The organism is Bordetella genomosp. 13 (assembly GCF_002119665.1).
Lineage (GTDB): Bacteria > Pseudomonadota > Gammaproteobacteria > Burkholderiales > Burkholderiaceae_B > Bordetella.
Window position 1 is genome coordinate 1,236,090 of sequence record NZ_CP021111.1, and the last position, 18,626, is coordinate 1,254,715.

Below are 18,626 nucleotides of genomic sequence, written 5' to 3' on the forward strand. Positions count from 1 at the left end.
GAGTTCCTCCCATGTCGTCCTGCGATTGGTCCTTCCCTTATCCCTCCCAGAAAATGCCCGTGATGGCGCGCAACGTGGTCAGCACCAGCCAGCCGCTGGCGGCGCAGGCGGGGCTGCGCATGCTGCTGCAGGGCGGCAACGCGGTCGACGCGGCCCTGGCCACCGCCATTGCCCTGACCGTGGTCGAGCCTGTGATGAACGGCATCGGCGGCGACATGTTCGTGCAGGTCTGGAAAGACGGCAGGCTGCAGGGCCTGAACTCGACCGGCTGCGCGCCCGCCGGCTGGACCGATGACCGCTTCGCGGGCCGCGACGCGATGCCGTCGATCGGGTGGGACACCGTCACGGTGCCGGGCCAGGTGGCGGGCTGGAAGGCGCTGTCCGACCGCCATGGCAAGCTGCCTTTCGCCACCCTGTTCGAACCGGCCATCGCCTATGCCGAGGAAGGCTACGCGGTGTCGCCCACGGTGGCCCGCCAGTGGGCCAACCAGGCGCCCAAGCTGGCCGAGCAGCCCGGCTTCAAGGAAACCTTCCTGCGCCTGGGCCGCGCCCCGCGCGCCGGCGAGCACTGGCGCTTTCCCGAGCAGGCCCGCACGCTGCGCTTGATCGCCGAAACCGGCGGCGAGAGCTTCTATCGCGGCGAACTGGCCGAGCGTATCGATGCGCATGCCCGCAACACCGGCGGCGCGCTGCGCGCGACCGACCTCGCCGCGCACCAGCCGATGTGGGTGGAGCCGGTGTCGCAAGATTTCCGCGGCTACACGCTGCACGAGATCCCGCCCAGCGGGCAGGGCATCGCCGCGCTGATCGCGCTGGGCATCCTGGATCGCTTCGACCTGGAGGCCATGGGCCGCGACAGCGCCGACTTCTATCACGTCAGCCTCGAGGCCATGAAGCTGGCCTTCGCCGACCTGCACCATCACATTTCCGATCCGGCCACCATGAAGGTGAGCACGGCGCAGCTGCTCGATCCGGCGTACCTGGCCGAGCGCGCCAAGCTGATCTCGATGGAACGCGCGGGCGCCCCCGGCGCGGGCGCGCCCTCAGTGGGCGGCACGGTGTACCTGGCCGCCGCGGACGCCGACGGCACCATGGTGTCGTTCATCCAGTCCAACTACCACGGCTTCGGTTCGGGCGTGGTGGTGCCGGACACGGGCATCTCGCTGCACAACCGCGGCTGCGGCTTCGTGCTGACCCCGGGCCATGTGAATCGCGTGGCGCCCGGCAAGCGGCCGCTGCACACCATCATCCCCGGTTTCGTCACCCGCGCCGGCCAGCCGGTGATGGCCTTCGGCGTGATGGGCGGATCGATGCAGGCACAGGGCCATCTGCAGGTGATGGCGCGCCTGGGCGCCTACAACCAGAACGTGCAGGCCATCAGCGATGCGCCGCGCTTCCGCGTCGAGAACGGCCCGGTGGTGACGGTGGAATCGCACCTGCCGGCCGACGTGGCGCAGGCGCTGCGCGATCGCGGCCACAATCTCGAAGTGGCGCAGCCGCTGAGCCTGGATTTCGGGGCGGCGCAGTTGATCCAGCGCGGCGAGTACGGCTACGTGGCCGCCTCGGATTCGCGCCGCGACGGGCAGGCCGTGGGGTATTGATCCGGTGCGGCCTGGGCGGGGCGCATGGCGCCCCTGCGCGCCGCGACCCGGCCGGATGTGAGAGGCCGCCTTCGGGCGGCCTTTGCGCGTTCCGACGCTGGCGCATGGGCCCGGCAGGCAGGCTTGCCACGCGGCCGTGCAGAACCTGAATCGGCATACACTTCGGTTTTCACATCCAAGCAAGAAAGAGGATTGCCGCCATGCCGAGTTTCGACGTCGTTTCCGAGGTCGACAAGCACGAACTGACCAATGCGGTCGACCAGGCCAACCGCGAGTTGGCCAACCGTTTCGATTTCAAGGGCACCAAGGCCAGCTTCGAGCTGGAGGGCTTCGAGGTGACCCAGGTCGCCGACTCGGCGTTCCAGTTGAAGCAGATGCTGGACATCCTGCGGGGCCGCCTGTCGGCGCGAGGCATCGACGTGCGCTGCATGGACGTCGCCGATCCGCTCGAGAACCTGGGCGGCGCCCGCCAGAAGATCACCATCAAGCAGGGCATCGAGCAGGCCACCGCCAAGAAGCTCGTGGCCGCCATCAAGGCCAGCAAGATCAAGGTCGAGAGCCAGATCAACGGCGACAAGCTGCGCATCACCGGCAAGAAGCGCGACGACCTGCAGGAAGTCATCGCCCTGCTGCGCAAGACCGACGTCGAGCTGCCGCTGCAGTTCCAGAACTTCCGCGACTAGCCCGCGCGGGCGCCGGCGGCCATGGGCCATTCCCAAGAACTGGAGTTGGTCGTCGCGCTGGTGCGCGCCGGCAGCTTCTCGGCCGCCGCGCGCGAACTGGGCGTGACGCCCGCCGCCGTCAGCAAGCGGCTGGCTCAGATCGAGGCAAGGCTGGGCGTGCGGCTGCTGAACCGCAGCACGCGACGCATCGGGCTTACCGCCGAAGGCGAGTTGTACCTGGAGAACGCGCGCCGCATCCTGGACGAGCTCGAAGAGCTGGACCGGCTGATATCGAGCCGCCAGGCCGAACCCAGCGGCCTGTTGAAGGTGAATGCGCCGCTGGGGTTCGGCCGCACGTACGTGGCGCCCGCCATCGCCCTGTTCAACCGCCGGCATCCGGCCGTGGGCGTGCAGCTGGAGCTGACCGATCACGCGGTGGATTTCATGCGCGACGGCTTCGACGTGGCCATCCGTTTCGGCGAACTGCCCGACACGCGCCTGATTGCCCGCCGCATCGCGCCCAACCGCCGGCTGGTGTGCGCGTCGCCGCGCTATCTCGACGTGCACGGCCGTCCGCAGGTGCCGCACGACCTGCTGCGGCACCAATGCATCGTGCTCAGGCAGAACGAGGAGGCCTACAACCTGTGGCGCTTCTCCAGCGGGCGGCACAGCGAGACGGTGAAGGTGCGCGGCCAACTCAGCAGCAACGATGGCGAGGTCACGATGACCTGGGGGCTGGCCGGGCTGGGCATCCTCCAGCGGGCCGAATGGGATCTGGCTCGCTATCTGCGCAGCGGCCGGCTGGAGCAGGTGCTGGCCGACTATCAATTGCCGCCCGCCGACATCTATGCGGTGTTTCCCGAGAAGCATCACCTGTCGGCCAAGGTGCGGCTGTTCGTCGACTTCCTGGTCGAGCACTTCGAGGCCAGGCGGCAGGGTGCGGACGAAGAGGGGGCCGCCTGGTAGCGCAGCTCCGACGCCTCTACGGAACCTATCCGCAAGGGCGGTTACTCAGGGCAATCGGCGCATGAGGCGCCGTCTCCGGAGACACCCCCCATGGATCTCAGCCAAGCCAACGCCCACATTGCCCAGTTAGGGCAGGAGTTGGGCCTTCCCCCCGACCTATCCCTGGACGAGGGCGGGGTGTGCATGCTGACTGTGGGCGAGGATCAGCTCGTCGTCTCGCTGGGCCATGACGCGGCGGGCGCCCTGCGGGTGCTGATCTGCCTGGACGACGTCATGCCCACAGGCGCGCAGCTGTCCGAGATCATGGTCGCGAACTTCGGCGGCGCGCGGACGGAGGGAGGCACCTTCGCGCTGACGCCCGTCACCGGCGCCCTGGTCCTGCAGCGCCGCTGCCACGCCGACGACCTGAATGGCGGCCTGTCCGCCGTGGTGGCCGGCCTGGTGCGCGTGGCGCGCCACTGGCGCACGCGCCTGCAGGCGCCGGCCTCGGCCGTGGCCCAGGCGCCCGCGGCTTTTCTCGGAGCACGCGCATGAACGGCGTCAGTCTCCAGACCTTCCGCGACCTGGCGCGCCAGGACGAGTCCGGCACTATCGCGCTCGACAAGAACGACGAAAGCCGCATCATCAACAACAAGGGCACGCTGGGCCGCAGCATCGTCAGCGGCCTCAAGGACCTGGGCGAGGCCCTGGGCTTGGGCGATGCCACGCGCGCGCGGCGCCAGCAGGAGGCCTTCGATGTCTTCAAGGGCCTGCTGACCGAGCGTTTCGGCGAGGTCGCCGCGCAACGCGCCCTGAGCGACACCGGCCTGGACAAGGCCACCAGGCTGACCGGCGCCGACGTGGACCGGGTCATCTTGCAGGCCACCCGGCAGCACAACGCGCTGTTCGTCGAGCAGCGCGCCCGAATGGATAAATTCGATCCGCCCATCGCGGGCGATGCGCCCTCCGAGGCGTTCGAGCGGGTGCTCGCCTCTTTCGATCCGCCCCTCGACGCTTCCCACCTCAGCGACCAGGTCCGTACGGAGTATGCCCAGCGCCTGTCCGACGCCTGCACAGCGGTCAGCAATATCGCCACCAAGCCGCTTGACGACGAGCAGATCCATGAACTGGCGCGCGGCACGCTCAAGCACGTGCTGCGGCTCGAGCAGCGCGGCCAGCTGGACGACGCGCGCGCCGTGCGCGACAGCCTGAAGCAGGGCTGGAAGGATCTGCTCGCGGCCGTCGGCGCGGGGGCTGGCCCGCACGAGGTGATGCAGCGCCTGGAGATCATCCAGCAGCGCACCGGTCTGCTGGTGCAGTTCGAAAGCGCGCCGGGCGATGACGTGGGCTCGGATTTCTTCGAGGAGTGCGCCGGTACCGCGCTGATCGGCGCGCTGCGCGAACTGCGCAGCGAGAATCGCGATTTGGTGAGCGGTCTGTCTGCCCAGGTGCTGGATGACCAGGGCGCGATCAAGTCGCTGTTCCTGGCGGCCCACGACAGCCTGTACTCGGTGGATGGCCACGCGTCGCAGACGAATCTGCAGTTTGCCGGCCGCCTGCACCACGACATCGGCACCATGGTCAAGCTGCTGGGCAGCGCGCTGGGCGCCACGCACGGCACGGTCGACAACGACATGGACAGCCTCGAGCGGAACACGCTGTCCGAACCGCTGCGCCGCGCCGGAGCCGAGGCCTTCCAGCAGGCGCGGATGCGGCAGTTCGACGCGCAGCGCGATGTGCTCGAGAACTACATGAAGGAGTATGGCGAGTTCTATACCGACGAGGAGACGCCGCCGTGGTTCAACACCGAGGCGCTGGTGCGGCTTGAACAGCGCGTGCTGGCGCACGCCGAGCAGCGCGGGGTCTCGCCGCTGGACGCGTTGCGCGACATGCACGTGGCGCTGGACGGCATGGAGCGTTTCCCGCCCGGGCTGAAGGAGCGCATCGGCGCGGCGCTGAACGCCATCGAGGCCGGTTTCGAGCTCGAGATGGCGCTGCACGACCATCCCGTGCTGAAGGACCTGGCGCCGCAGGACTACTGGCGTCTGTTCGCGCCGGGCAATCCGCTGCACACGCCCGATACCAAGTGGGAACTGGAGCAGAACGGCGAGGGTTCGCTGGCGGCCATGCAGCGAGCCTTCCTGGGCATGCTGAACGAGGTGGACCAGGGCGGCGCGCTGGACGACCAATGGCTCGAGCGCATCCAGGCCATGGGCTCGAAAGACACCTATCGCAACTTCGACCTGCGCGTCAGCTACAAGCCCAGCCTGGAACTGGACGAGTCGACGCGAGACATGGCGCGTGAACTGCGCGATGTGGCGCGCGTGCCCACGGGTTACCGCGGCGAGGGCACCGATCTCACGCTCAGGCTCGACAGCGAGACCACGCCCGCCGGCCGCGAAGCGCTGCGCGAGTTGGCCAGCACGGATCCATGGTTCGCGGGCGTCAAGGAGACCGACACGGCGTTCGGCATCGAACTGGCGCCCAAGACGCCGCAGGAATGCCGCGAGCGGGCGCGGGCCATTCTGCACAGCCATGAACACGACATGGCGCGGGCGCGGACCGACGAAGAAAAGCTGAGGATCGTGGCGCGCACGACGCAGAGCCTCTATCGTTCGCACGTATTCATGGATGGCAATACGCGCACCAGCGTGTTTTCCGCCATGAACGGGCTGCTGCTGAAGGCAGGATTGTCCCCTTGCATCCTGCCCGAGCCCAAGGCGGCGGCGGGCTACTCGCTGGACGAGTTCGTGCAGGAGATCGTCGAAGGCCAGGCCGCGTTCGCCGAGCTGACGAACGGCAGCCGGGCCAAGTAAGGCGGCGGCCATCGCGCGCAGGCACAGCGGCGCGTGGGGCCGCGGATCCACAAAATGGTCATCATGCTTTCAGGGGATTGACGAAAATGATCGGGTTGTAAAAAACCCGCCCTCCGGGTTTTATGCCGCCACGATATTCGGTACGGTAGAGGCTGTCTCGCGCCATTGCCATCGGGAGTTGGATGGAACCCGAATTCGTGTCGCGCCATCCCCTGGCCGTATTCGCCGTCGCCGTGCTAGTCGCCGTCGTGGTGGCATGGCTCGTTCATCGTATCGGTGCCGCGCTGTTGCGCAGGATCGCGCGCAGGCGCCCCGTGGCTTCGCTGGTCGTCAGCCGGGCGTATGTGCCCAGCCGCTGGCTGCTGATCGCCGTCGCGCTCAATGTCGTGCTGCAAGGCGCGCCCGAGGTCCTGCCGGGACTTGCCGCGGCCGAGATGGTGTTGCGGCTGGTGCTGATCGGCGTGGTCACCTGGCTGGCCATCCGCTGCTGCGACGCCGTGGCCGACGCCATCATCATGCTCAATCCCGCGGACGTCGCCGACAATCTCGGCGCGCGCCGCATCCAGACGCAGACCCGCGTGCTGGGCCGCTGCGTGAACCTGCTGGTGCTGGTGATAGGCGTCGCCGCCATGCTGTTGACGCTGCCGGGAGCGCGCCAGATCGGCGCCAGCCTGATGGCCTCGGCCGGCCTGATGGGCCTGGTCGCCGGTTTCGCGGCCAAGCCCGTGCTGGGCAACGTGATCGCGGGATTGCAGATCGCGCTGACGCAGCCCATACGGCTGGACGACGTGCTGATCGTCAAGGGCGAATGGGGGCGCGTGGAAGAGATCACCGGCGCCTATGTGGTCATCCGCATCTGGGACGAGCGGCGCCTGGTGGTGCCGCTGCAATGGTTCATCGAGAACCCCTTCGAGAACTGGACCCGCACCACGTCGCAGCTGATCGGCACGGTGTTCCTGTGGCTGGACTACCGCATCCCGCTGGACCCTTTGCGCGAAGAATTGAAGCGGCTGTGCGAGGCGGCGCAGGAATGGGACGGCCGCGTCTGCGTGCTGCAGGTCACCGACACCAATGACCGCGCCATCCAGGTGCGGGCGCTGGTCAGCGCCCGCGGCTCTGGAGAAGCCTGGGACCTGCGCTGCAAGATCCGCGAAGGCTTGATCGCCTGGGTGCAGGAGCACCAGCCGGACTGCCTGCCGCGCCTGCGCCTGCACGGCGAGGACGCGGACGCGGACGACCAGGCCAACGATGGCCGCGGGACGCGTGGGACGGAAAGGGCAAGCGATGGCGCGGTGGACGGCGGCGCGCTGGGGCCGTTGGGGCCGGCTTGAACGCGGCCCTTCGGCGGTATGGGGAATGGGACCACCGCTCGTGAAGAGGCACTAGAGACAATGCGACGTACGTAAGTCGGTCCGGTTCGGCGGGATCAATTCCCGCTTGTGTGGGTGTATCCTGTTTTATACAATAATGGCTAACAGGACCATTCATACAACGTCAGTCTTTGACAAGTGGTTTGCCGGTCTGAAGGACAAGCGAGCGGTGCGCCGAATCCAGGTGCGTATCGATCGTGCCGAAGACGGAAATTTTGGCGACTGCGAGTCCATCGGGGCGGGTGTATTCGAGATGCGGATCCACTATGGTCCCGGCTACCGTGTGTATTTCGTCTCACGCGGCGTGGATATTGTGATTTTGCTGGCAGGGGGCGACAAGGCCACTCAGTCGAAGGACATAAGAACCGCCTTGAACCTCGCAAGAGCATTCTAGGATTCTAGGACCCACGAAATGAACGCCACGACACTACGCGAGTGGGATAGCGCCGAGTATCTCAAGACCGATGAGGATATGGTGCTGTATCTTGAGGCCTGCATGGAAGAGGCCGGCGACGACGCAGCCTTTATTGCCAAGGCGCTTGGCAACATCGCCCGGGCGAAGGGGATGACGCAGCTGGCCAAAGAAACCGGTCTGGGCCGGGAGAGCCTCTACAAGGCACTCTCAGGCGAAGGAAACCCTAGCTTTGCCACGATCCTCAAGGTCACCCGGGCGCTTGGCATAAAGCTGCACCCGCAAGCGGCGACGCCCTAGGCGCCGCGCGGCCGCGATCAATCCAGCGTAGTGATCCCCGCGTCCTTCACCAGCTTCCCGTACTTCGACGTATCGTCCCGGATCTGCTTCGCCATCTCGGCGCTGCTGTTGCCTATCGGCACCGCGCCTATTTCGGCCATGCGCTTGCCGAAGTCGTCCGAGCGGATGATCGCCACCATCTCGGTATTGAGCTTCTGCACGACGGCCTCCGGCGTGCCGGCCGGGGCCAGCACGCCGAACCACGTGCCCATGTCGAAGCCCTTGAGCCCGGCTTCTTCCATGGTCGGCACGTCGGGCAGGGCCCGGGAACGCTGCGCCGTGGTCACCGCCAGCGCCCTCAACTTGCCCTGCTGGATGTGGGGCAGCACGGGGGTAATGGTGTCGAACGACATGTCGATCTGGCCGCCCAGCAGGTCGGTCGTCAGCGGGCCGCTGCCCTTGTAGGGCACGTGCAGCAGCTTCACCCCGCCCTGTGCCTCGAACTGGGCGCCGATCAGGTGCTGGCCGGTGCCCACGCCGTTCGAGCCGAAGCTGAGTTTGCCCGGTTGGGCGCGCGCCAGTTGCAGCAGCTCCTGCACGGACTTCGCCTGCACGCCCGGATTGACCACCAGCACGTTGGGCACGAGCGCCACCGTGGTGACGGGCGCGAAACTCTTCTGGAAGTCGTAGTTGAGCTTGCGGTAGACGCTGGTGGCGATAGTGTGATGCACCGCGCCCATCAGCAGCGTGTAGCCGTCCGGCGCGGCGCGCGCGACGTAGTCGGCGCCCAGCGTGGCGCCCGCGCCCGGACGGTTCTCGACGATCACCGGCTGGCCCAGCCGCTTGGCCAGGTCCTGTCCCAGCGTGCGCGCCAGGACGTCGGTGGTGCCGCCCGCGGGAAAGGGAACGATGAGGGTGACGGGCCGGGCCGGATAGGTCTGGGCCGGCGCGGCGCCGGCCAGCAACAGGTTGGCGATGCCTGCGGCCAGCAGGCCGCGCGCATACCGCAGCGTCTTGTTCATGCGTGTCTCCTCCAATATGGAACCCGCGCCGCTGTTGTGTTGTAAGGCGGGCGGGGCGGCCCGGGGACGGGCCTGGACATGTCGTCCCTGCGTGCCCGGATCTTCGGGCGCGCAGAACCGCTATGCCGCTTTCTGCGTGCCGGCCGCCTGCCGGATATGCCGGCAGACCGCTTCGGTGACCTGTTCGGTGCCCGCCGTGCCGCCCAGGTCGCGCGTGTGCAGCGCGCGATCGGCGGTGACGCTTTCCACCGCCGCCATCACGCGCCGCGCGGCCACGTCTTCGCCCAGGTGTTCCAGCAGCATCACGACCGACCAGAACGTGCCGACAGGATTGGCCAGGCCCTTGCCCATGATGTCGAAGGCCGAACCATGGATGGGCTCGAACATGGAGGGGCCGCGGCGCTCGGGATCGATGTTGCCGGTGGGCGCGATGCCCAGACTGCCGGCCAGCGCCGCGGCCAGGTCGCTGAGGATGTCGGCGTGCAGGTTGGTGGCGACGATGGTGTCCAGCGAGGCCGGCCGGTTGACCATGCGCGCCGTGGCGGCATCCACCAGTTCCTTGTCCCACTTCACGTCGGGAAATTCGCGGGCGATCTGCACGGCGATCTCGTCCCACATCACCATGGCGTGGCGCTGCGCGTTGGACTTGGTGACGACGGTAAGCTGCCTGCGCGGCCGCGACTGCGCCAGCTGGAACGCGAAGCGCATGATGCGTTCCACGCCGGCGCGGGTCATCATCGAGACGTCGGTGGCGGCCTCGATGGGCTGGCCCTGATGCACGCGGCCGCCCACGCCGGCATACTCGCCTTCCGAGTTCTCGCGCACGATCACCCAGTCCAGGTCTTGCGGGCCGCAGCGCTTCAACGGGGCGTCGATGCCGGGCAGAATGCGCGTGGGGCGCACGTTGGCGTATTGGTCCAGGCCCTGGCAGATCTTCAGGCGCAGGCCCCACAGGGTGATGTGATCCGGTATGTGCGGGTCGCCCGCGGAACCGAACAGGATGGCGTCCTTGTCGCGCAGCGCATCCAGGCCATCCTCGGGCATCATCGCCCCATGCTTGCGGTAGTAGTCGCCGCCCCAGTCGAAGTCTTCGAACTCGATACGGAACTCGCCCTGCGATTCGGCCAGGGCCTGCATCACGCGGCGGCCGGCGGGAACGACTTCCTTGCCGATGCCGTCGCCCGGAATGGTGGCGATGCGATACGTCTTCATTGCGTGGTCTCCAGCGCCCGCGGTGCGCGGGTCATGTGCCGGGACTCTACGCGCCCGCGCGCACGGTGGCGCGCGGGCAGGTCAAAACAGCATTTACCCTGGGTTAACAATGAGACCCGGGCGCGATGCGGAGCGAGGGCGCCGCTTCGCATCGCGGGGCGCGCCTTACAGCGCGCCGTTGCCCAGCACCAGGCCTTCGCGGCGCGGGTCGACTCCGCCCTCGAGCGTTGGCGCGCCGTCCTTGGACACGCGTATGATGGTCGAGATGCCGCTGGACTGGGCGCTCGCGTTGATGCCGTGGTTCAGGGCTTGCAGCCCGCTGATCAGTCCGCTCGTGTCCAGCGTGGTGTTGGAAGTATCGATGTTGGTGTTGACGCTGTTGGCCGCCCCGAAGTTCACCAATGAAGTCGCCTGCTGGGCGTTCAGCTTCCAGTCCACTGCGCCGACCACGGTCTTGACCACGTACTGGATGATGGCGCCGCCGCCGGGCGAGCCCGTGGCCATCAGGAAGTCGCCGGCATCCGTGCCCCTGAACACCAGCGTGGGCGCCATGGTGCTGCGCGGTCGCTTGCCGGGTTCGACGCGGTTGGCAATGGTGTTGCCGCTGCCGTCCACGGGGTCGGCGCTGAAATCCGTCAGCTGGTTGCTGAGCAGGAAGCCGTTGACCATGTGATACGAACCCAAGCTGGACTCGACCGTGCTGGTCACGGAAGCGACGTTGCCGTAGGTGTCGACGATGGAGAAATGCGTGGTGCCGTACTCGACCGTCCTGTCGACGGCGAGACGGGCCGTCGCCGAATCGAACACGCCTGGCATCGCGGTGCCCATGCTGCTGGCGGTGTTGATCAGCATCGAGCGCGACCGCAGATAGCTCTTGTCCAGCATGCTGGCCACGCCGAGGCCCGGCAGCGCGACGAAGTCGGTGTCGGCAACGTATTTGTCGCGGTCGGCATAGGCCAGTCGTTCGGCCTCTGACACCAGGTGCACGCCCATGACCGAAGGAATGCCGCCCTCGTCCAGCGGACCGGTCGGTCCGTAGCCGGACAGGTCGAAGTTCTCGAGAATGCCCAGCGTCTGCGCGACGGCGATCCCGCCTGAGGACGGCGGAGACATCGAGCACACGTAATAGGCATCGCGATAGGTCGCGCAGACCGGCGTGCGCTTCTTGGGCTGGTATGCGGCCAGGTCATCGACGGTCATCAGGCTGGGCGTGATGGGCGTGCGCGCCGGATCGGCGCCCACCGTCTGGCCTGCCTTGTCCACGATGTCCTGCGCGATGCGGCCGGTGTGCAGGGCGTCGGCGCCTTGCGCCGCCAGGGCCCGCAGCGTGCGGGCATAGGGGGCGTTGATCAGGGTGTCGCCCGCTTCCTTGACGTTGCCGTTCACGTCGAAATAGAGCGCGACCGCGTCGGCGTCCAGCCTGAGCGAGTTGGCGGCGCCGGCCAGGGCGCTGCCCATGCGCGAGGGAATGCGGAAGCCCTCGTCGGCCAGGCGGATGCCCTCGTCGAACAACGAGTTCCAGGCCAGCTTGCCGTGCTCTTCATGCGCCATCTCGAGCATGCGCATGACGCCTGGCACGCCGATCGAGCGACCGCTGCGGCGGGCGTTGGGCACCGGCTCGGGCGAAGCCGCATCGGCCTGGTCCTGGCGGCGCAGGTAATAGCCGGTGGCCGCCGCGGGCGCGGTCTCGCGGCCGTCGTAGGCCGTGACGGTCTTGGTGGCCGCGTCGTAGTACATCATGAACGCGCTGCCGGCGATGGTGGTGGATTGCGGCTCGACCAGGCCCAGCACGGCCTGCACGGCGATGGCCGCGTCGGCAGCGCTGCCGCCCGCCTTCAGGACGTCGCAGCCTGCCTTGGTGGCCAGCGGCGTATTGGCGACCACCATGTATTTGCTGGCGTACTTCGCCGTGTAGCCCAGGCGATATCCCGACGGAGGCTCGGGCGCGGCGGGGTCGCCGCCCTGGCCCGAACCCACCACGACGGCAGTGCCGTCGCCGGCCACGTGCGAGCAGCTGCTGGGATCGGCGTCGACCACGATGGACGGCGGAGGTTCGGGCGGCGGCGTGCCGGCGGTAGGAGGCGAATCGTCGTCCGAGTCGCCGCCGCATCCTGCCAGCGGCAGCGACAGCGCCATCAGTATCAGCAACGACAGGCGTTTCTTGTTCAGCATGCAGCACCTCGTGGTCGATAACGGAGCGGTGACCTGCGTGCGCACACGGGCAGGCCTGGCTTGGGCGCCATATGGGTGACCCACCGCCGCCGACGGCTTCCCCTTGTATCGACGCAGGCTGACTGTCCCACGGGGCGAATTGCATCCTCGCACAGCGGGCCTGGTGTCGACACTGGCGTTTTCCCTCTGGCGCGCATGCACAGCGCCGCTATCGTCCGATCGGACTACACCGACAGGAGTTTCCTGACGTCCTCGCCGTCGATGTTGCCGCGGTCCCCGCTGGCCACGACCTCTCCGCGGGACATCACCACGAACTGGTCGGCCAGTTCGCGCGCGAAGTCGAAGTACTGCTCGCACAGCAGGATGCCGATGTCGCCGCGCTGGCGCAGCATGTGGATGACGCGGCCAATGTCCTTGATGATGGACGGCTGTATGCCTTCGGTCGGTTCGTCCAGGATGATGAAGCTGGGTTCGGCCACCAGCGCCCGGGCGATGGCCAGTTGCTGCTGCTGTCCGCCCGACAGGTCGCCGCCGCGGCGCCGCAGCATGCTGCGCAGCACGGGAAACAGTTCGAAGACTTCGTCCTTGATCTGCCGCGCGCGGGCCGCTGGCTTGGCGGCCATGCCCATCACGATGTTCTCTTCCACGGTGAGGCGCGCGAAGATGTCGCGGCCCTGCGGCACATAGGCCATGCCGCGCGCGGCGCGCTGGTGCGGGGCCAGCCGCGTGACGTCGGCGCCGTCCAGCGTCACGCGGCCGCTGGCCACGGGCAGCACGCCCATCAGGCACTTGAGCAGCGTGGTCTTGCCCACGCCGTTGCGACCCAGCAGCGCCAGGCATTCGCCGCGCTTCAACGACAGCGTCACGCCACGCAGCGTGTGGCTGCCGCCGTAGTACTGATTGACAGCCGTTACTTCGAGCATGAAGGCTCCTCAGCTCCTCGAGAGGCAGCGAACGTAGTGAGCGTTGGGGTGGGCATCATCTTCCGAGATAGACTTCGATGACGCGCGGGTCGGCCTGCACGGCGGCCATGGCGCCTTCGGCCAGCACCGAGCCTTCGTGCAGCACGGTCACCTTGCCGGCGCCTGCGATCTGCGTGACGAAATCCATGTCGTGCTCGACCACCATCAGCGAATGCCTGCCGCGCAATTCGTTCAGCAGCTCGCCGGTGCGCTCGGTCTCGGCGTCGGTCATGCCGGCCACCGGCTCGTCCAGCAGCAGCAGGCGCGGCTCCTGCATCAGCAGCATGCCGATCTCCAGCCATTGCTTCTGGCCGTGCGACAGCAGTCCGGCCGGCCGCGCGGCATGCGGGCGCAGGCGGATCAGGTCCAGCGTCTGGGCGATGCGGTCGCCCTGTTCGCTGGTCAGGCGCGAGAACAGCGTGGGCCGCACGCGCTTGTCGGTCTTCATGGCCAGCTCCAGGTTCTCGAACACGCTGTGCTGCTCGAACACCGTGGGGCGCTGGAACTTGCGCCCGATGCCCGCATGCGCGATCTCGGCCTCGGACAGCGTGGTCAGGTCTATGGTCTGGCCGAAGTAGGCGGTGCCCGAGGTGGGGCGCGTCTTGCCCGTGATGACGTCCATCATGGTCGTCTTGCCCGCGCCGTTGGGACCGATGATGCAGCGCAGCTCGCCCACGCCGATGTCCAGCGTCAGATTGTTCAGCGCCTTGAAGCCGTCGAAGCTGACGGTGATGTCTTCCAGGTACAGGATGGCGCCGTGCGTGGTGTCCAGTCCGCCCGCGCTGACGCGGCCATAGGCGGCATTGCCGCCGGCGCCGCCCTGCAGCGCGGCATCGTCGGGCGACGCCATGATGGCGGTGTTCATGTGGCTGTGCTTTGCCGGCTTGGCCGGGTCCGCCGCCCGCACCTCGGGCTGTTGGTCATCAGGGCGGGTCATGCCTTCTGCTCCTCGATGTGCATGGGCCGGCGCCGCTCGCGCAGGCGCTCGGCGCAGCGCCGAGCCAGGCCCACGATGCCCTGCGGCAGGAACAGCGTGACCAGCACGAAGATCAGGCCCAGCGCATACAGCCAGAACTCCGGCGCCACGCTGGTGAACCAGGTCTTCAGCCCATTGACCGCGCCCGCGCCGATGATGGGCCCGACCAGTGTGCCGCGTCCGCCGGTGGCCACCCATATCACCATCTCGATGGAGTTCTCGGTGGACATCTCGCCGGGATTGATGATGCCAACCTGCGGCACGTACAGCGCGCCGGCGACGCCGCACATCACGGCCGACAGCGTCCACACGAACAGCTTGAAGCCCAGCGGCTCGTAGCCGATGAAGCGCAGCCGGCTTTCCGAGTCGCGCACCGCGGTCAGCACGCGGCCCAGCTTGGACTGCGTGACCATGCGCGCCAGCACCAGCGAACCGGCCAGCGCGCCCAGCGTGATCCAGTACAGCGCGGCGCGCGTGGACGGCGCCGTGATGTCGAAGCCGAGGATGCGCTTGAAGTCGGTGAAGCCGTTGTTGCCGCCGAAGCCGGTGTCGTTGCGGAAGAACAGCAGCATGGCCGCGTACGTCAGAGCCTGCGTGATGATGGAGAAGTACACGCCCTTGATGCGCGAGCGGAAGGCGAAGTAGCCGAACACGAAGGCCAGCACGCCCGGCACCAGCGCCACCAGCAGCATCGCGTAGGCGAAGTGCTCGGTGAAGGCCCAGTACCAGGGATACTCCTTCCAGTTCAGGAACACCATGAAGTCGGGCAGGTCGCTCTGGTAGACGCCGTCGCGGCCGATGGCGCGCATCAGGTACATGCCGTGCGCGTATCCGCCCAGCGCGAAGAACAGGCCGTGGCCCAGCGACAGGATGCCGGCATAGCCCCACACCAGGTCCAGCGCCAGCGCGGCCAGCGCATAGCACATGAACTTGCCGGCCAGCGCGACGATGTACGAGGACACGTGCAGCGGATGGTCGGCGGCGAAGAACAGATTGAGCGCGGGCAGCAGCGCCAGCAGCGCGACCACGACCAGCAGGGCCTGCCACGCGCGCGGCGGGAACAGCGGGCGGCGCGCGCAGGCGGCGAGGTCGGCAGGTAAGGTGGCGGTATTCATTCGACGCTCCGGCCGCGCGGCGCGAACAGGCCCTGCGGGCGTTTCTGGACGAACAGGACGATGAGAATCAGGATGGTGATCTTGGCCATGACCGCGCCGGCATAGGGTTCGAGGAACTTGTTGACGCCGCCCAGGCCCAACGCCGCGATGACGGTGCCGGCCAGTTGGCCCACGCCGCCCAGCACCACCACCATGAACGAGTCGACGATGTAGCCGCGGCCCAGGTCGGGGCCCACATTGCCCAGCTGCGACAGTGCCACGCCGGCCAGGCCGGCGATGCCCGAGCCCAGGCCGAAGGCCAGCATGTCGATGCGCCCGGTGGGCACGCCCACGCAGTCGGCCATGCGGCGGTTCTGCGTGATGGCCCGTACGAACAGGCCCAGGCGCGTGTGGTTCAGCAGCAGCCACACGAAGAACACCACCAGCAGCGCGAAGACGATGATGGCGATGCGGTTGTAGGCCAGCACCAGGCCGCCCAGCACCGTGACGCCGCCCGACATCCAGCTGGGGTTGCCCACCTCGACGTTCTGCGCTCCGAACAGCGTGCGCACGCCCTGCATCAGCATCAGGCTGATGCCCCAGGTGGCCAGCAGCGTTTCCAGCGGCCGGCCGTACAGCCAGCGGATCACCGTGCGCTCGAGCGCCATGCCCACTGCGGCCGTCACCACGAAGGCCACGGGCAGCGCGGCCAGCACGTACCAGTCCACCCAGCCGGGCAGCCACTGCCGGAACACGGTCTGCACGACGTAGGTGGCATAGGCGCCGATCATCAGCAGCTCGCCATGGGCCATGTTGATCACGCCCATCAGCCCGAAGGTGATGGCCAGGCCCAGCGCGGCCAGCAGCAGCACGCTGCCCAGGCTGATGCCGTAGAAGAGATTGCCGGTCCACTCCAGCGTGGCCATGTGGCGGTCGATGGCTCGCAGCGCCGCTTCGGCGGCCTCGCGCACGCCGGCATCGGGCTCGGCGTGCGAGCCGTCGGTATTGCGCTGGATCAGTGCCGCCAGCAGCGGCCGGAACGCCGCGTTGCGCGTCTCGCCCAGCGCCTGCGCGGCGGCGCGGCGTACCGCCGGATCGTCCGAAGCCAGTTGCAGACGGGCCTGCGCGACTTCCAGCGCCGAGCGCACCTGCGGATCGTTCTCGCGCTTCAGCGCCTGGGCAAGCAGCGGCAGGCGGCTGGCGTCGCTGCTCTGCTGCAGCCGCTGCGCCGCCGCCAGGCGTTCGGCAGACTGCTTCGAATAGAGCTGCGAGGTGGCCAGCGCGGCACTGATGGCGCGCCGCAGGCGGTTGTTGATCATGACGGCGTCGGCGTCGTCGGGCTGGGCAAGCGCCTCGCCCGTTGCCGGGTCCAGCGCCTGTCCGCCCTCGCGCTCGATCAGCACGCGGCCCGCGGGCGTGGCCAGCAGTTGGCCCGCGCCCAGCGCCTGCAGCACCTCGGCGGCGCGAGGCTCCGGCAGCCGCCCCAGGCCATTGATGGCCTGCAGCTTGGCGTCGGTGTCGTCGCCGGCCAGTGGGGCCAGCATGGCCGGATCCAGGCCCTCTGCGCCGGCCCCGGCGGACAGGGCCGCCAGGCCGAGCGCGCAGCCCAGTACGAACCGGCCCAGACGGCCGGAGATTGCCGCAAGTCGCATGGCTGCGCCCTTCGCCGTCACAGGCCCTGTTTGGTCTCGTTGCCGGGGATGAACGGGCTCCACGGCTGCGCGCGGATGGGACCCTTGCTCTTCCACACCACGTTGAACTGCCCGTCGGCCTGCACTTCGCCGATGTACACCGGCTTGTGCAGATGATGGTTGGTCTTGTCCATCTCGATGGTGTAGCCGTCGGGCGCGCTGAATTTCTGCCCGCCCATGGCGGCGATCACCTTGTCGACGTCGGTGGTCTTGGCCTGCTCGACGGCCTGCTTCCACATGTGGATGCCGACGTAGGTGGCTTCCATCGGGTCGTTGGTGACGGCGGTCGCGGCATTCGGCAGGTTCTTCGCGCGGGCGTAGTCCTTCCACTTCTTCACGAACTCGGCGTTGACCGGATTCTTGATCGACTGGAAATAGTTCCATGCGGCCAGGTGGCCCACCAGCGGCTTGGTGTCCACGCCGCGCAGTTCCTCTTCGCCCACCGAGAACGCGACCACGGGCACGTCGGTGGCCTTCAGTCCGGCGTTGCCCAGTTCCTTGTAGAAGGGCACGTTCGAGTCGCCGTTGATGGTGGAGACGACCGCGGTCTTGCCGCCCGCCGCGAACTTCTTGATGTTGGCCACGATGGTCTGGTAGTCGGAGTGGCCGAAGGGCGTGTAGACCTCATCGATGTCGCTGTCCTTCACGCCCTTGGAATGCAGGAAGGCGCGCAGGATCTTGTTGGTGGTGCGCGGATAGACGTAGTCGGTGCCCAGCAGCACGAAGCGCTTCGCGCCGCCGCCGTCCTCGCTCATCAGGTATTCCACCGCGGGGATGGCCTGCTGGTTGGGCGCGGCGCCGGTGTAGAACACGTTCTTCTCCAGTTCCTCGCCCTCGTATTGCACCGGGTAGAACAGGAGGCCGTTGAGTTCCTTGAAGACCGGCAGCACCGACTTGCGCGACACCGAGGTCCAGCAGCCGAACACCACGGCCACCTTGTCCTGGCTCAGCAGCTGGCGCGCCTTCTCGGCGAACAGCGGCCAGTTCGAAGCCGGGTCCACGATGACGGGCTCGAGCTTCCTGCCCATGACCCCGCCCTTGGCGTTGATCTCGTCGATGGTCATCAACGCCACGTCTTTCAGCGAGGTCTCGGAGATGGCCATGGTGCCCGACAGCGAATGCAGAATGCCGACCTTGATGGTGTCGGCGGCCGCGGCGTTCGACACCCATCCTCCCGTCATGGCCAGCAGGCTGGCCGCGGTGAGTTGTTTGAGGACTAGTCTGCGTTGCATGGTGACTCCTGTGATAGAGGCCGGTCGTGCCGGCATGCGTTTTTCCGAAGTTGGAATGACTACCCGACAATCCGCCGGCCGGCGCCGGTTCGATGCCGGCAGCCCGGCAAGCGCGGACATGGGGACAAAAGCAAGACCCATGCCAATACGTTGAAAGCCGTATGCGCCATTGAGAACTGC

At 67.7% G+C, this 18,626-nt stretch carries 16 protein-coding genes; 8 read left to right on the forward strand and 8 right to left on the reverse strand.

Annotated features, from left to right (window positions below):
* Positions 1-11: 11 nt before the first annotated feature.
* From ggt to CAL15_RS05690, 8 genes are all read left to right on the forward strand, one after another.
* Positions 12-1,601: a gamma-glutamyltransferase gene (gene ggt, locus CAL15_RS05655; protein ID WP_198299155.1), complete on the forward strand. Its 1,590-nt coding sequence runs from the start codon at positions 12-14 to the stop codon at positions 1,599-1,601.
* A 200-nt stretch (positions 1,602-1,801) separates the two neighbouring features.
* On the forward strand, positions 1,802-2,284 hold the full coding sequence (locus CAL15_RS05660) for a YajQ family cyclic di-GMP-binding protein (RefSeq protein WP_086077689.1): 483 nt from the start codon (positions 1,802-1,804) through the stop codon (positions 2,282-2,284).
* 21 nt (positions 2,285-2,305) lie between these two features.
* A complete protein-coding gene (locus CAL15_RS05665; RefSeq protein ID WP_086077690.1) occupies positions 2,306-3,229 on the forward strand; it encodes a LysR family transcriptional regulator in 924 nt (307 codons plus the stop codon).
* A 90-nt stretch (positions 3,230-3,319) separates the two neighbouring features.
* Positions 3,320-3,763: a type III secretion system chaperone gene (locus CAL15_RS05670; protein ID WP_086077691.1), complete on the forward strand. Its 444-nt coding sequence runs from the start codon at positions 3,320-3,322 to the stop codon at positions 3,761-3,763.
* Positions 3,760-6,024 carry a hypothetical protein gene (locus CAL15_RS05675; RefSeq protein WP_086077692.1) on the forward strand — a complete coding sequence of 755 codons (2,265 nt, stop codon included), beginning with the start codon at positions 3,760-3,762 and terminating at the stop codon, positions 6,022-6,024. Before CAL15_RS05670 ends, CAL15_RS05675 begins: the two co-directional genes overlap by 4 nt.
* Positions 6,025-6,206: 182 nt before the next feature.
* Positions 6,207-7,355 carry a mechanosensitive ion channel family protein gene (locus CAL15_RS05680; RefSeq protein WP_086077693.1) on the forward strand — a complete coding sequence of 383 codons (1,149 nt, stop codon included), beginning with the start codon at positions 6,207-6,209 and terminating at the stop codon, positions 7,353-7,355.
* A 136-nt stretch (positions 7,356-7,491) separates the two neighbouring features.
* Complete coding sequence (locus CAL15_RS05685) at positions 7,492-7,788, forward strand: type II toxin-antitoxin system RelE/ParE family toxin (RefSeq protein ID WP_086077694.1); 297 nt, start codon at positions 7,492-7,494, stop codon at positions 7,786-7,788.
* An 18-nt stretch (positions 7,789-7,806) separates the two neighbouring features.
* A complete protein-coding gene (locus CAL15_RS05690; RefSeq protein ID WP_086077695.1) occupies positions 7,807-8,106 on the forward strand; it encodes an addiction module antidote protein in 300 nt (99 codons plus the stop codon).
* A gap of 17 nt (positions 8,107-8,123) precedes the next feature.
* On the opposite strand, the gene CAL15_RS05695 is transcribed toward CAL15_RS05690, so the two are convergent.
* The 8 genes from CAL15_RS05695 to urtA form a co-directional block, all read right to left on the reverse strand.
* Positions 8,124-9,107 carry a Bug family tripartite tricarboxylate transporter substrate binding protein gene (locus CAL15_RS05695; RefSeq protein WP_086077696.1) on the reverse strand — a complete coding sequence of 328 codons (984 nt, stop codon included), beginning with the start codon at positions 9,105-9,107 and terminating at the stop codon, positions 8,124-8,126.
* A gap of 120 nt (positions 9,108-9,227) precedes the next feature.
* Positions 9,228-10,319 carry a tartrate dehydrogenase gene (locus CAL15_RS05700; RefSeq protein ID WP_086077697.1) on the reverse strand — a complete coding sequence of 364 codons (1,092 nt, stop codon included), beginning with the start codon at positions 10,317-10,319 and terminating at the stop codon, positions 9,228-9,230.
* 165 nt (positions 10,320-10,484) lie between these two features.
* Entirely contained in the window at positions 10,485-12,491 is a 2,007-nt protein-coding gene (locus CAL15_RS05705) for a gamma-glutamyltransferase family protein (protein ID WP_086077698.1), read from the reverse strand.
* 224 nt (positions 12,492-12,715) lie between these two features.
* Positions 12,716-13,414 (reverse strand): urea ABC transporter ATP-binding subunit UrtE, encoded by a 699-nt coding sequence (urtE, locus tag CAL15_RS05710; RefSeq protein WP_086077699.1) that lies wholly within the window; start codon positions 13,412-13,414, stop codon positions 12,716-12,718.
* 55 nt (positions 13,415-13,469) lie between these two features.
* Complete coding sequence (gene urtD / locus CAL15_RS05715) at positions 13,470-14,303, reverse strand: urea ABC transporter ATP-binding protein UrtD (RefSeq protein WP_086080945.1); 834 nt, start codon at positions 14,301-14,303, stop codon at positions 13,470-13,472.
* An 83-nt stretch (positions 14,304-14,386) separates the two neighbouring features.
* Positions 14,387-15,544, reverse strand: a complete 1,158-nt coding sequence (urtC, locus tag CAL15_RS05720) for an urea ABC transporter permease subunit UrtC (RefSeq protein ID WP_086077700.1) — start codon at positions 15,542-15,544, stop codon at positions 14,387-14,389.
* Complete coding sequence (urtB, locus tag CAL15_RS05725) at positions 15,541-17,175, reverse strand: urea ABC transporter permease subunit UrtB (protein ID WP_086077701.1); 1,635 nt, start codon at positions 17,173-17,175, stop codon at positions 15,541-15,543. Before urtB ends, urtC begins: the two co-directional genes overlap by 4 nt.
* A gap of 17 nt (positions 17,176-17,192) precedes the next feature.
* Complete coding sequence (gene urtA, locus CAL15_RS05730) at positions 17,193-18,446, reverse strand: urea ABC transporter substrate-binding protein (RefSeq protein WP_157666605.1); 1,254 nt, start codon at positions 18,444-18,446, stop codon at positions 17,193-17,195.
* Between the last annotated feature and the right edge of the window lie 180 nt (positions 18,447-18,626).

Coding starts and splice junctions, on each gene's coding strand:
- ggt (WP_198299155.1), top strand. CDS start 12: ATGTCGTCCTGCGATTGGTCCTTCCCTTATCCCTCCCAGAAAATGCCC.
- CAL15_RS05660 (WP_086077689.1), top strand. CDS start 1,802: ATGCCGAGTTTCGACGTCGTTTCCGAGGTCGACAAGCACGAACTGACC.
- CAL15_RS05665 (WP_086077690.1), top strand. CDS start 2,306: ATGGGCCATTCCCAAGAACTGGAGTTGGTCGTCGCGCTGGTGCGCGCC.
- CAL15_RS05670 (WP_086077691.1), top strand. CDS start 3,320: ATGGATCTCAGCCAAGCCAACGCCCACATTGCCCAGTTAGGGCAGGAG.
- CAL15_RS05675 (WP_086077692.1), top strand. CDS start 3,760: ATGAACGGCGTCAGTCTCCAGACCTTCCGCGACCTGGCGCGCCAGGAC.
- CAL15_RS05680 (WP_086077693.1), top strand. CDS start 6,207: ATGGAACCCGAATTCGTGTCGCGCCATCCCCTGGCCGTATTCGCCGTC.
- CAL15_RS05685 (WP_086077694.1), top strand. CDS start 7,492: ATGGCTAACAGGACCATTCATACAACGTCAGTCTTTGACAAGTGGTTT.
- CAL15_RS05690 (WP_086077695.1), top strand. CDS start 7,807: ATGAACGCCACGACACTACGCGAGTGGGATAGCGCCGAGTATCTCAAG.
- CAL15_RS05695 (WP_086077696.1), bottom strand. CDS start 9,107: ATGAACAAGACGCTGCGGTATGCGCGCGGCCTGCTGGCCGCAGGCATC.
- CAL15_RS05700 (WP_086077697.1), bottom strand. CDS start 10,319: ATGAAGACGTATCGCATCGCCACCATTCCGGGCGACGGCATCGGCAAG.
- CAL15_RS05705 (WP_086077698.1), bottom strand. CDS start 12,491: ATGCTGAACAAGAAACGCCTGTCGTTGCTGATACTGATGGCGCTGTCG.
- urtE (WP_086077699.1), bottom strand. CDS start 13,414: ATGCTCGAAGTAACGGCTGTCAATCAGTACTACGGCGGCAGCCACACG.
- urtD (WP_086080945.1), bottom strand. CDS start 14,303: ATGGCGTCGCCCGACGATGCCGCGCTGCAGGGCGGCGCCGGCGGCAAT.
- urtC (WP_086077700.1), bottom strand. CDS start 15,544: ATGAATACCGCCACCTTACCTGCCGACCTCGCCGCCTGCGCGCGCCGC.
- urtB (WP_086077701.1), bottom strand. CDS start 17,175: ATGCGACTTGCGGCAATCTCCGGCCGTCTGGGCCGGTTCGTACTGGGC.
- urtA (WP_157666605.1), bottom strand. CDS start 18,446: ATGCAACGCAGACTAGTCCTCAAACAACTCACCGCGGCCAGCCTGCTG.